At 66.8% G+C, this 524-nt stretch carries 1 protein-coding gene; it reads right to left on the reverse strand.

The annotated features are described in order from the left end of the window. Positions 1–516 (reverse strand): AMP-binding protein (locus NKJ12_RS32240; protein WP_352707765.1); only part of this gene is annotated, 516 nt, incomplete at its 3' end. Between the last annotated feature and the right edge of the window lie 8 nt (positions 517–524).

Below are 524 nucleotides of genomic sequence, written 5' to 3' on the forward strand. Positions count from 1 at the left end.
CTTCAGGATCGCCAAGACACCCACCACCATCGCCAGGCTGCGCTCCAGGCAGATCGCCACCGGCTGGTCCGGCTTGACCCCGAGCCCGATCAGATGATGCGCCAGCCGGTTGGCCCGCGCGTTGAGCTCGCCATAGCTCAGGCGCTCGTCCTCATGGACCACCGCCACCGCCTCCGGCGCATTTCGCACCTGCGCCTCGAACAGCTCGTGGATGCACCGCTGCGACGGATAGGCCGCCGCCGTCCGGTTCAACGCCTCCAGCAGATAGGTGCGCTCGGCGGCCGGCAGGATGTCAATGCGGCCGACCGGCTGGCCTGCATCGGCAGCCATCGCCCGCAGCAGCGCCAGCAGATAACCACGCTGCCGCTCGATCGTCGCCTGATCGAACAGCGCCGTGGCATAACCAAACGTTCCGGCGATCTCCTCGCCACGCTCGCAAAGGCTCAGCTCCAGATCGAACTTGACCTGATCATACCCCTCCCCGGCAGCTTCCACACTCAGCCCCGGCAGGTCCAATGACCCGA

The organism is Mesorhizobium sp. M0195, from assembly GCF_040322115.1.
GTDB lineage: Bacteria > Pseudomonadota > Alphaproteobacteria > Rhizobiales > Rhizobiaceae > Mesorhizobium.